The organism is Longimicrobiales bacterium, from assembly GCA_035764935.1.
Classification (GTDB): domain Bacteria; phylum Gemmatimonadota; class Gemmatimonadetes; order Longimicrobiales; family RSA9; genus DASTYK01.
In genome coordinates this window covers 1-13,513 of record DASTYK010000122.1, presented here as the reverse complement: position 1 = coordinate 13,513, position 13,513 = coordinate 1, and the positions used below count along the sequence as shown (strand labels likewise).

At 66.9% G+C, this 13,513-nt stretch carries 9 protein-coding genes; 3 read left to right on the top strand and 6 right to left on the bottom strand.

The window, feature by feature from the left end:
- Positions 1-14: 14 nt before the first annotated feature.
- From VFU06_09845 to VFU06_09830, 4 genes are all read right to left on the bottom strand, one after another.
- Positions 15-323 carry a metalloregulator ArsR/SmtB family transcription factor gene (locus VFU06_09845; protein ID HEU5209704.1) on the bottom strand — a complete coding sequence of 103 codons (309 nt, stop codon included), beginning with the start codon at positions 321-323 and terminating at the stop codon, positions 15-17.
- Between the two features lie 641 nt (positions 324-964).
- Positions 965-2,407 (bottom strand): RagB/SusD family nutrient uptake outer membrane protein, encoded by a 1,443-nt coding sequence (locus tag VFU06_09840; protein ID HEU5209703.1) that lies wholly within the window; start codon positions 2,405-2,407, stop codon positions 965-967.
- A gap of 11 nt (positions 2,408-2,418) precedes the next feature.
- Positions 2,419-5,358: a SusC/RagA family TonB-linked outer membrane protein gene (locus VFU06_09835; protein HEU5209702.1), complete on the bottom strand. Its 2,940-nt coding sequence runs from the start codon at positions 5,356-5,358 to the stop codon at positions 2,419-2,421.
- A 434-nt stretch (positions 5,359-5,792) separates the two neighbouring features.
- Positions 5,793-7,778, bottom strand: coding sequence for a M1 family metallopeptidase (locus VFU06_09830; GenBank protein ID HEU5209701.1), 1,986 nt, complete (start codon positions 7,776-7,778; stop codon positions 5,793-5,795).
- Positions 7,779-7,946: 168 nt separating this feature from the next.
- Here VFU06_09830 and VFU06_09825 point away from each other — a divergent pair, with 168 nt between their 5' ends.
- From VFU06_09825 to VFU06_09815, 3 genes are all read left to right on the top strand, one after another.
- The gene (locus VFU06_09825; protein ID HEU5209700.1) at positions 7,947-8,378 is read left to right on the top strand and encodes a YciI family protein; all 432 of its coding nucleotides are present in this window, start codon (positions 7,947-7,949) and stop codon (positions 8,376-8,378) included.
- Entirely contained in the window at positions 8,375-9,634 is a 1,260-nt protein-coding gene (locus VFU06_09820; GenBank protein ID HEU5209699.1) for an RNA polymerase sigma factor, read from the top strand. Before VFU06_09825 ends, VFU06_09820 begins: the two co-directional genes overlap by 4 nt.
- A 129-nt stretch (positions 9,635-9,763) precedes the next feature.
- The gene (locus VFU06_09815) at positions 9,764-10,897 is read left to right on the top strand and encodes a S8 family serine peptidase (GenBank protein ID HEU5209698.1); all 1,134 of its coding nucleotides are present in this window, start codon (positions 9,764-9,766) and stop codon (positions 10,895-10,897) included.
- Positions 10,898-10,969: 72 nt separating this feature from the next.
- Here the strand turns inward: VFU06_09815 and VFU06_09810 are convergent, their stop codons facing one another.
- Both VFU06_09810 and VFU06_09805 read right to left on the bottom strand, forming a co-directional pair.
- Entirely contained in the window at positions 10,970-12,037 is a 1,068-nt protein-coding gene (locus tag VFU06_09810) for a beta-N-acetylglucosaminidase domain-containing protein (GenBank protein HEU5209697.1), read from the bottom strand.
- A 112-nt stretch (positions 12,038-12,149) separates the two neighbouring features.
- A partial coding sequence (locus VFU06_09805; protein ID HEU5209696.1) for an FtsX-like permease family protein occupies positions 12,150-13,513 on the bottom strand: 1,364 nt, incomplete at its 5' end.

The window sequence follows — 13,513 nt, the reverse complement described above, 5'->3', positions numbered from 1 at the left end:
CTTTCAGCAGGAAACTACGCCCCACCGACCCGCCTGGTCAGCTCCAGCGAATACGCCTCGATCACTCCGGGCACCACCCGCGCATGCACGTACTGCCCTTCCTTCTCCGTCTCGACCAGCCCCGCCGAGACGAGCTCCTTCATGTGATGCGAGATGGTCGCCTTGGTCACGGGAAAGAACTCACACAGCTTCTGGTACGGACAGCTGTCCGCCCGTGCGATCTGCTGCAGCAGGCTGAAGCGCCTCGGATCCGCGAGCGCCTTGGCAATGCGCTCGAACTGGCCGGGCGCCAGAGTACCAGTCTTCCCGTGCTCAACGAACATAGTTTTATAACTATCGAACTACGCGGCGGGAGGCAAGCGGGTTGGCTGCAGCCAGGCCATGCCATGCCGCGAGAATGCACGAAAATGGTAACAGAAGACGGCAGGGTCGCGCGGTTTGGACGGGGCGGAGGGGCCCATCACCTCGGGTTCAACCGCGCGGCCGGAAAGCGGCGCCGGGAACGTCGCATATCTTCTTCTGCGCGCCCGAGGGTAACCTGTGAGTTTTCGGGTTCCTGCACGCCGGAAATGTCGCAATTGCCTCATCCGCGAGGGTCTTCTGTAACCTTTCCGGCCATATACGCCGGAAATGTCACATTTGCCTCAGCCGCGAGGGTCTTCTGTAACCTTTCCGGCCATATACGCCGGAAACGTAGCAATTGCCGCGACCGCAACGCTCTTCTGTAACCTTTCCGGCCATATGCGCCGGAAATGTCACACCAGCCTCAGCCGCGAGGGTCTTCTGTAACCTTTCCGGCCATATACGCCGGAAATGTCACACCAGCCTCAGCCGCGAGGCTCTTCTGTAACGATCCCGGCGGCCCTCTGGATGCTTGGCCCGCCGGCAACACGCCAGAGAAGCGGGCCGGCACCCGAACCATCCGGGTACCGGCCCGATTCCGAATCTGCGGCGGGTTCTCAGATCACAACGGCTCGCACGGCACCGTCAGTCCGCGCGCGTCGCACTCTGCGGCCGGCACGATCATGCTCGGATACAGGTAATCGCCCTGGCGATCGACCGGCAGGGTGTCGAGCCTGTCGTAGCGACGTGCATCGATCCAGCGCGTTCCCTGCGACCACATCAGTGAGTAGAGCCGGTTGTAGAGCAGCTCGGAGATGAAGTCGTCGTCGGGGCTTGCGGCCGTGAGCGCGGTCGGCGGGAGTCCACCGGCGTGCTGGCGAATCAGGTTGATGTCCTCGATCGCGCCCGGGCGGTCACCGTTGTGCCAGCGGATCTCGGCGCGGAGCAGCAGCAGCTCCTCGTTGATGATCCACGGAACGTCGGTTCCGAGGTCGGCCTGCGCGGGGTTGGTCGCGTCGTTGAACATGACCGGCTTGTGCGTGCCGGTGAGGGTGCCGGTCGGGCTGGTGAGGCTGTGCGACCGGCCGGCGTCCATCACCTTGCTGGTGAGTCGCAGGTCGGGCTCACCGCCAGCACGCAGCTGTGCGCCGGTGACGATGGACGGGTGCACCCAGTACCGGTCGCTGGTGAGCGGCTCGGAAACCGGGTTGGCCGGCTCACCCGACGACGTCGAGTACCCGTAGTACACCCCGTCGCCCAGTGATCCCGGCAGTCCCCCATCGGTGATGAAGGATGCGTCCAGCGCCTGCTGCGCCTGCGCCCAGCATGCGGCGCAGTCGTTGAACGTGGCGCGCCAGACGAGCACCTTTGCGGCGAGCGCGCGGTTGAACCGGGCGAACGTTTCCGGCGTGCTGAAATCTTCGAAGCCCGGTCCCACGTTGAAGGGGAACGAGCCCCCGCCTGCCTGCAGGTCCGCGTACGCGTCATCCAGCATGGTCGACACGGCAGCGAGTGCGTCCGCGAAGGACACGAACGGCGCCGGCTCTGCCGAGATCGGGCGGTTCACGTCCATGGGGATCCCGAACTCGCCTGTGCGCACGGCGAGGCGGGCGAAGTGCCAGGCGCCCATGGTCTTCGCCATGCCTTCGGAGGCACTGATCTCCTCGGCGGACAGCCCCGTCGCGCGCGGCAGCGCGTCGAGGTACGTGTTGATGGTACGGATCGCCGAGTACTGGCCCGTCCAGATACCCGAGTTGCGCCCGGTCGGGTCAGGCGGCCCGGCGATCTGCTCCTCGAGCTCGCGCGGATCGTTGCCGGCGAGGTTGTAGCCCTCACGACCGTAGAGGGCGTAGAACTGTATGGTCGCCGCGACGTCGTTGTAGGCATTGGAGAAAATGCCCGTGGCGGCGCGCGCCATCACGTCACGCGACGGCGAACCGGTCAGCGTCTCGACGGTCGGTGCGTTGGTGTTGGCGATGTCCAGGTCTGCGCATGCGCCCGCGAGCACCGCGACGGCGAGCACCGATGCGCGTCGCGCTGCGGACAGCGCTCTGCTTGTTGTCATGGTCGACCTCATCAGTACCCCAGGGAAACGCTCAGGTAGAAGCTGCGCGCCGGCGGATAGGGCGCGATGTCGAGGTTGCTGCGCACTGCCTGGGCGCCGAAGTTCGCGACTTCGGGATCCAGGCCGGAGTAGTCCGTCCACATCGCGAGGTTGCGGCCGACGAGGCCGAGGCTGAGCGAGCGTGCGCCGAACTGCAGCGGTCCGAGCAGGTCGGGGTTCACGTCGAACATGACCGATACCTCACGCAGCTTGACGAAGCTCGCATCCTCGATGTACGGCTGGATCGAACCTGCCTGGCGCGCAACGCGCCGCGCCTCGAAGGCCGGTGTGCCGAAGTCCTCGGAGTTGTTCGCCGAGTCCATCAGGTAGCGCGACAGGTTGATCACGTCGCCACCCTGCTGCCAGTCGACGACCGCGTTGACGCGCACGGGACCGTAGGAAACGTCGTTCACCCAGCCGACGCGGAAGTCGGGTGCGCTGTTGCCGAGCTGAACGAGATCCTCGCTACGCTCACCGTTCTCGTAGCCGAACCCGACGATCTGCGTGATCGGCTGGCCGACCTCGATGCGCGTGCGGCCGAGGTTGCCGAACCCCGATCCCGCCGGGAAGAACGCCGGCAGACCGGCCAGGTCGAGCACCTCGCTGGTGTAGCGCGTGAACGTCCCGCGCGTCACCCACATCACGTTGTCGGTCACGATCGGCGTGTAGCCGAGGGCCGCCTCGATCCCCTGGTTGCGGATCTTGCCGCCGTTGAAGATCTGCGTCGTGAAGCCGGACGACGGCGCCGGCACCCGCTGCAGCAGCAGGTTCGTGGTGTTGCGCGTGAAGCCGGTCAGCTCCCAGGAGAGGCGACCGTCCATCAGGAAGCCGTCGATGCCGGCCTCGAACTCCTTCAGGCGTTCCGGCTCGACGTCTTCCCACCCGGAGATCGTGGATACGACCAGGCCCTGCTGCCCGCCCAGCTGCGGCGTGGTGAGCGTCGTGAACTTCTGGCCGAACAGCGGCTGGTTGCCGGTCTCGCCGTACGCGGCGCGCAGCTTCACTTCACTGCCCTCACCCAGCAGATCGAGGAAGCGGTAGGACGCCGCGGCCTTCGGGAAGACGAAGTACTTGTCCGTATCGCCGTTCACGCTGCTGCGCTCGGCGCGCAGGCCCGCCTGCACCAGCAGCCGCTCGTCGAACAGCCGCACACCCTCCTGCAGGTAGAGCGCGATCGTGCGCTCCTGCGTGAGCTCCTCGTCCACGGTCGTGTTCGTGCCGCGGTTCACGTTGCGCTCGCCCGGCAGCAGGTTCTGCGTGCGGATGAGGAACGTGTTGAGTCGGCGGTCCTCGTACTGCACACCTGCCGACGTCGTGGCCGTGAATCCGCTGGTCGTCCAGGTGTGGATGCCGTTCAGGTTCCAGTTCCAGAAGAGGCTGCGCCCACCGCTCTCGATCGCCTCGCCCGGCAGCGCCTGGCCGCGCTCGAAGAACAGCTCGTTCGGCGACCAGACGTTGTTGGCCTGGTCGAACGTGTCGAGACCGCCGCCGCCGACGATGCGCAGCGACTGGCGATCCGAGGCGAACGCATCCCAGCTGACGTTCACGCCGCCGGTGAAGCGGTTCGTCTCCTCGTGGTTCACGCCGAGCTCGGTGAGCTGCAGCGGGTTCGACTGCGGGCCGAAGGGCGGCTCGGGATACGTGCCGTCCGCGTTCTTCACGCGCAGGTCGAGGAAGCCCGGGATGTAGGCGAGCGCGTAACCGTGGCAGCCGTAGTTGTTGCAGTTGTTGTTCCAGCCGCGGTCGTTCTCGTTGCGCGTGTACGCGCTCGAGAACTGCACGTTGATGTCGTCGCCCAGGCGCTGGTCGACGTTCGCACGCAGGCTCTGCATCCCTGCGCCCGTGTTGCGCTCCGTGCCGGACTCGCGCTTGATCGAGCCTGCCACGTAGTAGCGCGTTTCCTCCGTACCGCCGCGCACGTCCGCGAGCGTCTCGTATGACAGATCCCGCTGGTCGTACACGGCCTCGAAATTGTCGTAGTAAACGGCATCACGATCGCCGAAGTACTCGGCCGCCTCTTCACCGTACCGTTCCACCGCTGCGTCGCGCGTCCATGCACGCGTGTCCAGCAGCTTCAGCGGTGCCGCGAAGCCGATGCGCTGCGTCAGGTTGACGCGCGGCGCGCCGGCCTGGCCTCGCTTGGTCGTGATCACAACGACGCCGTTGGACGCCTTGGAGCCGTAGATCGACGACGCCGCGGCGCCCTTCAGCACCTCGATGCTCTCGATGTCGGCGGGATTCAGGTCGGCGATGCGGTTCACCGCGTCCGCCTCCTGCTCGACGCTCGCCGCCGCGTTCGCGAAGCCGCGCCCGCTCGGGATGCTCGCGTTGGAATAGATGATCCCGTCAACGACGTAGAGCGGGTCGAAGCCGCCGAGCAGCGTCGCGTTGCCGCGCACCTGCATCTGGATGCCGCCGCCCGGTGCGCCCGAGTTCGTCTGCAGGTTCACGCCCGTGATCTTGCCGCTCAGCGCATTGAGCACCGACGGCGCCGGCACGTTCTGGATGTCCTCGCCCGAAACGTACGCAATCGATGTTGTCGCACTGCGACGCTCGATCGCGGTTGCCTGACCGGTGACGACCAGCTCGTCCAGGTTGAAGACGTCCTGCTGCAGTGTGATTTCGACTGCGGCCTGGCCGGCCGGCACCGCGATCTCGCCGCGCGAGTAGCCGAACGCGCGGACCTGGAGTCGCGCGTCGCCGGCCGGAACGGAAATCGAGAAGCGGCCCTGCTCATCGGTGAGCACGGGTGCCCGCGCGGATCCGACGACCGAAACTTCCGCCGCCGGAATCGGCTGGTCGGGTGCTGCCCGCACCACACCGCTGATCCTGCGGTCCTGCGCCACCGCCTCCGACGGTGCGGCAGCACCGAGCAGCATGGCGAGCAACAGCAGCACGAAACGTTTGCCCACGAGTCCCTCCCAGGGATGCAGGTGTTGCACGAAAACGAGTTTTCGTGGTTTCAGGCGGCACGGTGCCTACGCGCGAGCACACCGTGCGCGGTCGCCGCCGGCCTCAGCGGCTTCGGAAATCAGGTGATTCAGAAAGTGCGACGGACGAGCGCGTCAATTCATGACACTGCCATGTCAGCCGACGTGCGGCCGATCTCCCGTCGGGTTCGTCCGCTTAGGTATGGGAACGTTCGAGCGAGCAGGATCGAGACACGCACGCGAACGCGACGTCACGCCGCGCCGACCCGCGCTCCAATAAAGAACCCGCCGGTGCCTGGAAACCGCACCGGCGGGTTGACGCTCGTTACTCCCCGGAGTCGCGCGCCGCGTGAATGGTCATGTCCGGATTGCGCGCATCCGGCAGGGACCCGGAGTCGGTGTCGAAGCCGGCGCGCTCAACGACTCCAGACATTGTTGGAGCGGTTCACGTCCGGGAACGCGCGCTCAGCATCGATCTCGACGCGCGTGACGTCACCGGACTCCACGGTCAGGGTCGCCGAGCGGTTGCCGGCAAGCCAGTGGTCGACAGGAATGGTGCGCTGCTCGGTCCTGCCGTCACCGTACGTGATCGTGAGTGGCACGGGCATCGGCACGCGCCCGTGGTCCTCGATCGTGATCGTCGTGTTCCCCGCTGCCGACGTCACGCTCCCGATGCCCTGGTCGAGCGTCCACGTTTCGTAGTACCAGCTCCGCCAGAACCAGTCGAGGTCACGACCACTGACATCCTCGAACGTGCGCCACATGTCCCATGGATAGGGGTGCTTGTACTTCCACCGGTCGAAGTACTCGCGGTACGCACGCATGAAGGTCTCTTCGCCCAGCACGCCACGCAGGGCGACGAGCACGCTGCCCGGCTTGGAGTAGGAGGCGATGCCGTAGGCCGCCGGATTGTAGTGAAACGCAGACTGCCGCATCATCTCCCCTTCGAAGCCCGTTCCCGCGATCTGCAGGTAAGAGTTCTGGTCATCGGCGTAGTGGTAGCGGCCGGGGAAGAAATCCATCCGCGCGGAGTTCTCGTTGAAGGTGGTGGTCCCCTCATCCATCCAGGTGTAGCGCCGCTCGTCATTGCTGACGATCATGGGCGTCCACATGTGCGCCAGCTCGTGCGCCGTCACGTAGTACAGCGCACTGTCCGTGCTCTGGTTGTAGTCACCCATCAGCGTCATCATGGGGAACTCCATGCCGCCGCCGATGATGCCGCCGCCTTCGACCGCCGTCATGTGCGGCCAGGGGTAGGGCAGGTCCATGAACTCGGAGAAGAAGGAAATCGCGTGCGCGGAGTAACGCGCCACCTCGCTCCACTTCGGTGCACTGCTGCGCCAGAACGAGTTGATCAGGGTGTAGTCGGTGGCCCCGTCGCCGTCGCGATCCCCCACGGGCGTGCGCAGCGCGTCCCAGTTGGCGTTTCGTGTCAGGCTGAACGCGACGTCGCGCACGGAGTCGGACGCGAAGTGCCAGCGCAGCCGGCCCGCGCGGCCGGTCGCGGTCGCATTGTCGAAATCGGCAGCACGCAGCACCTGCACGACCTGGTCGCTGCGCTGTGCCCGCTGATAGCGCTCGAGCACCGCGGGCGCGAGCACCTCGGCGGCATTGGTCAGTTCCCCCGTGCCCATCACCACCCAGCCGGCCGGTGCATCGATGGTCAGGTCATAGTCGGCGAACCCCGAGTAGAACTCGGTGCTGCCGACGAACGGATCCGGGTGCCAGCCGATGACATCGTCGTAGACCGCCATCTGCGGGTACCAGTAACCGAGATAGAACAGCCCTTCGTCGTAGCCCATGCGCGCGCCGGCACCGGCCTTGGGGATGTCGAACGCCCAGTCGATCTCCAGCGTCACGCTGCTGTTCGGCTGCACGGGCTGCGGCGGCAGAATCACGAGCCGCGTGCCGCTGACCACGTAGCGCGGGCCGCGTCCCTCCGTGCCCAGCGTCGTGCCGTTCACGGCGACGCGCTCCAGGGTGACGCCGCCGGTCACCTCCGCCTCCTCGAAGCGGATCACACCGGGCGCGTGGAAATTCTGGGTCAGGTCGACGTGCAGGTTCTGCAGCGCGTCGGGCGAGTTGTTGTTGTAGGTGATGCGCGCCCGGCCGTCGAGCCGGTTCGCCTCGGCATCCACGCGCGCTTCCAGCGTGTAGCTCGCATCGTTCTGCCAGTAGCGCGGGCCGGGCTGACCCGTCATCGTCCGGGTCCCCGCCTGCACGGCGCGCTCGAACCAGGTCGGCGCTTCCACCGGATATGGCAGCACCCGCTCCGGCTGGGCCGGCCCTGCAACCGGCGGCGGCGTGGCGCCAGGCACCGGACGCTCGGCGGCGGACGTCGCACACGATGCGAGCACGCCCGCGACCATGGCGGGCAGCAGGATCGAGCGGTATCGAATCATGGCCTCATTCCTTGCGTTTCGGGTCCCTGCGCCGCTGCGGCACCGCAAGGATCGGGCGCTCCGGACCCGTGTGTCGAAATGGCGCCGGCTCGTTCGTCGCGTTCATGGAGCCCGGCTGGAGCAATCGGCGCAGGCGGGCCTGAAAAAGCAACTCACAGGAGGTTCGACATGCGATTCATGGTGATCGTCAAGGCGACAAAGGACAGCGAGGCGGGCGTCATGCCGAGCCAGGAGCTGCTCGAGGAGATGGGCCGCTTCAACGAGGAGCTCGTCAAGGCCGGCGTCCTGCTGGCCGGTGAAGGGTTGCACCCCAGCTCGAAGGGCGCCCGCGTCCGTTTCGACGGAAGCAAGCGCAAGGTCATCGACGGACCGTTCGCCGAGACCAAGGAGCTGATCGCCGGTTTCTGGATTCTGCAGGTCCGCTCGCTGGACGAGGCGATCGAATGGGTGAAGCGCATACCGAACCCGCACGGCGAGCACTCGGAGGTCGAGATCCGGCAGGTCTTCGAGGATGCCGACTTCGCAGATGTCGCTACGCCCGAACAGATGGAGCGAGACAGGCGCCTGCGGGCGCACGTGGAGGGCACACAGCCGTCGTGAGCTCCGAGCGGACACACCGCGCGATCGAAGCTGCGTGGCGCATCGACGCGCCACGCATCATCGCCGCGGTCGCACGCATGACAGGCGACGTCGGCACGGCCGAGGATCTCGCCCAGGACGCGCTCGTCGCCGCGCTTCGTTCCTGGCCGGAGCAGGGCGTCCCGGACAATCCGGGCGCCTGGCTCATGGCCACCGCGAAGCGTCGCGCAATCGATCACCTGCGCCGGGGACGGATGCTCGAGCGCAAGCACGAGCAGGTCGCGTACGACATCGACCAGCAGACGACGTCGCCCGAAGCGTCCATTCACGAAGCAATCGACGACGACGTCGGTGACGACCTGCTGCGACTGATCTTCACCGCGTGTCATCCGGTCCTGTCGACCGAAGCGCGCGTCGCACTGACGCTGCGACTGCTCGGCGGCCTGACCACCGAAGAGATCGCACGGGCGTTTCTCGCACCGGTTCCGACCGTTGCACAGCGAATCGTCCGCGCGAAGCGCACACTGGCGGAAGCACACGTGCCGTTCGAAGTGCCACGCCAGGAGGAGCGGGCAGCACGCCTGGGCTCCGTGCTCGAGGTGATCTACCTGATTTTCAACGAGGGCTACGCCGCGACAGCAGGCGACGCGTGGCTGCGCGCCGATCTGTGCGAGGAAGCCTTGCGGCTCGCGCGCGTCCTCGCCGGGCTCGCGCCCGATGAGTCGGAGGTTCACGGACTCGTGGCGCTGCTCGAGCTGCAGGCATCGCGCAACCGCGCCCGGATCGACACCGCCGGCGAGCCGGTGCTGCTCCTGGAGCAGGACCGTTCGCGCTGGGACCGACTGCTCATCCAGCGCGGACTTGCCGCACTGGAGCGCGCACAGCAGCTCACCGACACGCTGGGCCCCTACACGCTCCAGGCAGCCATCGCCGCGTGTCACGCACGTGCGCGCACGCCGGGCGACACCGACTGGGAGCGGATCGTCGCACTGTACGACGCCCTGACCGAGATCACGCAGTCGCCCGTCGTCGCTCTGAACCGCGCGGTCGCCGTCGCCATGGCCTTCGGGCCGGACGCCGGTCTCGAGCTGATCGATGACATCGTGGACGAGCCCGCGCTCCGGCACTATCACCTGCTGCCCGCGGCACGCGCCGACCTGCTGCACAGGCTCGGCAGAAACGTCGAGGCCGTCGCGGAGCTGCGGCGCGCGGCCGGACTGGCTCAGAACGAGCGGGAGCGCGCGCTCCTGGTGCAGCGGGCGCTCGACTGGAGCTGAGCGCCCGACGGCGGCCGCGGCATCAGCATTGCGTCCGCCGCTCCGCCACCAGCCGGGACCCCGGCACGCAGCCGTAGCGCTGCGACCTGCCGGCCGGTGTCCCACCCACACCCCCCGTCGGGAGGCTCCATGCGACGTATCATCCCCGCTGCGGCGCTCGCCGCAGTCACACTCGCCGCCTGCGCCGAGCAGGACACAGCCCTGCCGTTCGATCCGGTCTCGACCGAATCCGTGCAGCGTGGTGCGCCGATCTACCTCGTCACGTTCCGTGAGGGTGTCGATGTCCCGTCCACCACGAGCGAGCTGGCGCGCATCCACGGGCTCGCGGTGCGCTCGATGCGGCTTCATGCCGCGCCCGGCTTCTCGGCGCCGCTACCCGAGTCGCGCCTGCAGGCACTCCGTGCGGATCCGCGCATCGAGATCATCGAGGCAGACGGGCCGGTAGCGCTGATCCGGCCGATCGAGGACGCAGCACGTCCGGGTGGTGGCGGCGGTGGCGGCCAGACGACGCCGTGGGGAGTGACGCGCGTGGGCGGCGCGGGTGACGGCACGGGCAGGACCGCCTGGGTGATCGACACGGGCATCGACCTGACGCATGCAGACCTCAACACGTCCAGGGCGTGTCACGCCAACTTCGTGACCCGGGGCAAGGACAGCCCCGCCGACGGCAACGGTCACGGCACGCACGTGGCCGGCACGATCGCAGCGAAAAACAACACCACGGACGTGGTTGGAGTCGCCGCCAATGCCTGGGTATGCGCGGTACGCGTGCTGGACAACAGCGGCAGCGGCACCTGGGAGGGCGTGATCAATGGAATCGACTATGTCGCGGCGAATGGCAGCTCCGGCGACGTGGCGAACATGAGCCTGGGTGGCTCGGGCGCAAACTCGACGCTCGAACGCGCCGTGAGCGATGCCGCGAGCACTGGCATCCGCTTCGTCCTCGCCGCCGGCAACGATGGCGAGTTCGCCGGCAACTTCACGCCGGCGCGTGTGAACGGCTCCAACATCTACACGATCTCTGCCGTCAACGCCAGCGACTGCATGGCGTCGTGGTCGAACTGGGGCAACCCGCCGGTGGACTACGCGGCGCCCGGCGTCAGCATTCTGTCTACGAAGAAGGGTGGCGGTACCACGACCATGAGCGGTACGTCGATGGCCGCGCCGCATGCGGCGGGCGTGCTGCTGCTGGGCAGTGCGCGCACGAACGGCTCCGCATCGTGCGACCCCGACGGCAGTCCAGACCCGATCATTTCGCGCTAGTGATGAGTGCGAACACGGCGCCCGGCCGATTGTCCTGGCGCCGTGTTCATTTCCCGAGCCTGCCTGCCCGCCCTACTGTGTTTCCACGACTTCCTTGCTCACCTGGTACTCGCCCGCAAGCCAGCGCATGATCTCGCGTGCGCCCTCATGATCGATGGCATCGTAGCGCGAGCGCAGCGTGGCCTTCTGCTCGTCGGAAAGACGATCGACGCCGAAATCCTGCAGTGTCAGGAGGTCCTCCCAGACGCGTCTGCCCAGGTCGTCACCCAGCACTCGATCGGCGGCCCGACGGAACGCGGCGCCGTACTCGTAATCCGTACCCTTCTGGTAGCTCTCGACCAGCGTGAGCGCGGGAATACGCGAGAGCACGGGCTGCAGCGCGGGGTTGACCCCGTGCCCGGCGATGTGCTCACCGATCGACGCGGGTCTGCCTGTGAACGCACGCACGTGAAGTGTGCGTGACATGCGGACCGAGTCGTTCACCGGATAGTTGTCCCACAGGAACGGCTTGCGCCCGAGCTGCTCCGTGACGCGACGCAGGTGCGCCGGAGAGTACTCCGCCGAGACGACCTCCTCGCCCGTCCAGAAGATGTCGACGGCCGAATCCATTCCTTCGCCGATCGCCTGGAGATAGCCCTCAGGTCGTGCACCGAAGATCCGGTCGAGGATCGGGTCATCCGAGTAGTACGTCGGGCAGAAGATCAGCCGCTGTGCGCTGGTGCGCTCGCGGATCCAGTTGATGATCTCGATCTGGCGGGCGGCAAGGTCGGGGATATCGCCGCGCATGTCGTCGAACAGGATCGCGAGGTACTCGCACCCGATCTCGTCCAGGAAGGCGAGCTTGCGCGCGAGCGCGTCGCGCGCTGCGTCGTCGAACGACAGGTAGATCTCGTACGGACTGAGTCCGACGCCGAACCGGACGTCATGCGTGCGGCAGTGCCGTGCGAGCTGCCGCAGCCGCTCCGCGTGATCCGCGGGATGCGGCTCCTGCCAGCGCCTGCGGAGCCAGGCGTCGCCCTTGGGCGCATGCAGGTAGAAGCTGTAGCCGTGCGGCGCGAGGAACTCGACGGTCTCTGCGCGCGTCTGCCAGGACCATTGTGGCCCGTAGAATCCTTCGATGATGCCGAGCGGAGGCGTCATGCGAGCACATCGTGGAAGGTCGAAATCATGTGGCCCGGTCGCTCACGGCGGCCGGGCCACAGCACCTCACGAATGGTATCGCACGAGTCGGTCTCGCACCATGCCCGATGCCTCAGTCGTAGCGCAGCGCATGCAGCGGGTCGACCCGCGATGCACGCAGAGCCGGGATGTACCCGGCCGCGAGCGCGAACAGAGAGAGCACCGTGACTGCAGCTCCGAACACCAGGGGATCCGCTCCTTCCACCTGGTACAGCACGGATCCCATTACCCGGCCGAGCGCCCACGCCGCGGTGAGTCCGACCGCACCGCCGCTCAGCATCATAACAGCGACCTGGCGCAGCACCATGAGGCGGACACGTGACGAGTCGGCACCGAGCGCCATGCGCACGCCGATCTCACGGGTGCGCCGCTCCACGGTGTAGGCGAGCACACCGTACAGACCGACTGCAGCGAGCAGTGTCGCGAGCGCGGCAAACGCGGCGGACAGTGTACCGATCATCCGGTCCAGGAAGACGTTTTCCCGGACCTGCTGCGCGAGGGACTTGAGGTTCTCGACCGGCAGGTTCGGATCGATGCGCGCCATCATCGGCTGGACGGCGCGCATCACCTGGTCGGTATCCGCGCCGGTCCGGGCGTAGAACGTGAGCGCGCCGACCCAGTCCTGCTGCCGCCACGCCTTGAAATACATCGCCGGGATTTCTTCCTTCACGTCGTTGTACTTCGAGTCCCGCACGATCCCGATGATCTCCGTGTCGGGCTCGGATCCCTCGTCGGAAATGCGCTTGCCGATGGCGGTGCGGTCGAGGTTGAACTTGCGCAGGAACGCTTCGTTGACCATTGCGACCCGCGTTCCATTCATCACGTCCTGCGGAGTGAACTCGCGACCGGCGAGGACGGGCACGTCGAGCGTGGTGAAATAGCCGGGCCCGACGATGTTCATCCGCGCATTCGTGTCGATATCAGGGCCGTCCTGGAAGCCTTCCACTGCGACATCGGAACCCCAGCTGCTCCCCGCGAGCACGGGTACGAGCCCACTGCTGACCTGGATGACCCCCGGCAGCGCTGCCAGCTCCTCCTCGACACGCTGGAACAGCTGGTGAGAGCGTTCGATGCTGTAGCCGTTCAGCTGCGGCGAGATCGCGAACGTCACGACGTTCTCGGTACGGAGCCCGAGATCCACCTTGCCGATGTTGACCAGGCTGCGCATGAACAGTCCTGCCAGGATCAGCAGGGCCATCGAGAGTGCGACCTGCGCCGTCACGAGACCCGCGCGGAAGCGGGCTGCACCACGAGTGACGGTGAGATTGCCGGCGTTGGCGCGGATCGTCGTGACCAGGTCGGAGCGCGTGCTGTGGAGTGCCGGGAAGAGCCCGAACAGCAGACCCGTCGTCACGCCCAGCACTGCCGTGATCGCGACCACCGTGGGGCTCACCGACAGCTCGATGCTCTGCACGGCCTCCGGCGGCAGCAGCGACC

Excerpts from the sequence above, each read along its gene's own strand:
- VFU06_09845 (HEU5209704.1), bottom strand. The coding sequence starts at position 323 with ATGTTCGTTGAGCACGGGAAGACTGGTACTCTGGCGCCCGGCCAGTTC.
- VFU06_09840 (HEU5209703.1), bottom strand. The coding sequence starts at position 2,407 with ATGACAACAAGCAGAGCGCTGTCCGCAGCGCGACGCGCATCGGTGCTC.
- VFU06_09830 (HEU5209701.1), bottom strand. The coding sequence starts at position 7,778 with ATGATTCGATACCGCTCGATCCTGCTGCCCGCCATGGTCGCGGGCGTG.
- VFU06_09825 (HEU5209700.1), top strand. The coding sequence starts at position 7,947 with ATGCGATTCATGGTGATCGTCAAGGCGACAAAGGACAGCGAGGCGGGC.
- VFU06_09815 (HEU5209698.1), top strand. The coding sequence starts at position 9,764 with ATGCGACGTATCATCCCCGCTGCGGCGCTCGCCGCAGTCACACTCGCC.
- VFU06_09810 (HEU5209697.1), bottom strand. The coding sequence starts at position 12,037 with ATGACGCCTCCGCTCGGCATCATCGAAGGATTCTACGGGCCACAATGG.